Origin of the sequence: Acinetobacter sp. GFQ9D191M (assembly GCF_011174875.1) — a bacterium.
Classification (GTDB): Bacteria; Pseudomonadota; Gammaproteobacteria; order Pseudomonadales; family Moraxellaceae; genus Acinetobacter.
This window is the reverse complement of the sequence record NZ_JAALGV010000181.1, coordinates 1-1,256: the sequence shown is the minus strand read 5'-3', so window position 1 is coordinate 1,256 and position 1,256 is coordinate 1. Positions and strand designations below refer to the sequence as shown.

The window sequence follows — 1,256 nt, the reverse complement described above, 5'->3', positions numbered from 1 at the left end:
CATTTCTACTTAGGAATAACAAACCTTGTTAGAAACCATTTAAAGTGTCTATATTCTCACCAATAAAAATGTCTAGTTTATGATGGTTTTTACCATCATGGACTGGATATAAATTAGAGATGTTGATCACTATGTCTGACAAGGAAATTCAACGTCTTGCAGTTCTGCAAGACGTTCGAGATCATCGTATTACCCAGGTCCGTGCTGCTGAAATCCTGAATCTTTCCACTCGTCAAATTACCCGGTTATTGCAGAAACTCAATCAAGACGGTGTTTCAGGTCTGGCACATGCCAGTCGTGGTCAACCTGGCCATCATCGCCATGATGAGTTATTAAAATCAAAATGTCTTTCCATTATTTCTGAACATCTGCTGGGCTTTGGACCTACCTTGGCGCATGAGAAGCTCAGCAGCATATTTGACCTGAATATCCCGGTAGAAACGGTTCGGCGCTGGATGATGGCCAATGACCTCTGGATTCCGCGATCCAAGCGCCTTAAACGTCCATATCAGCCACGTTATAACCGGGATTGCTTCGGTGAGCTGATCCAGATTGATGGCTCATATCATGACTGGTTCGAAGGACGCGCTGCTAAGTGCTGTTTATTGGTGTATATCGATGATGCCACTGGAAAGCTGTTGCATCTACGCTTCTGTGAGGCGGAAACCACCTTCGACTATATGCTTTCAACCCGAGCCTACATTGAACAATACGGCAAACCTCTGGCCTTTTATAGCGACAAACATTCGGTATTCAGAGTTAATCAGAAATCCAGGAAAGACAGCCAGATCACGCAATTTGGGCGGATTCTGAACGAGTTAAATATTGATATTATCTTTGCCAACTCACCACAGGCTAAAGGTCGCGTAGAACGCGCGAATAGAACCCTTCAAGACCGTTTGATCAAGGAGATGCGTCTGGAAGGCATCAGTTCAATTGCCGAAGCCAATGCATGGCTACCCTGCTTCATTGAGCACTTCAATCAGAAGTTTGCCAAGTGTGCGAGAAACTCGAAGAATTTACATCGATCTTTAACGGAATCTGATGCTGAGCTGGAGGATATATTCACTTGGCAGGAACCGCGTAAGGTCACGAAGAACCTAACCATCACCTATGACAAGTGTATTTATCTGCTTGAACCGACAGAGCTGAATCATAAGCTTGTTGGGCAATACATTTCATTTCTGGAGTACCCGGATGGCACTGTGGCCCTCATGCATGAAGGACGGAAGATCAACGGCACTGTTGCAAATAGG

1 protein-coding gene is annotated in these 1,256 nt (G+C 44.8%); it reads left to right on the top strand.

Features of this window, described 5'->3' with window-relative positions; translation table 11 throughout:
• Positions 1 to 119: 119 nt before the first annotated feature.
• On the top strand, positions 120 to 1,256 hold a 1,137-nt coding region (locus tag G5T77_RS17035; RefSeq protein ID WP_077170287.1), incomplete at its 3' end, for an ISNCY family transposase.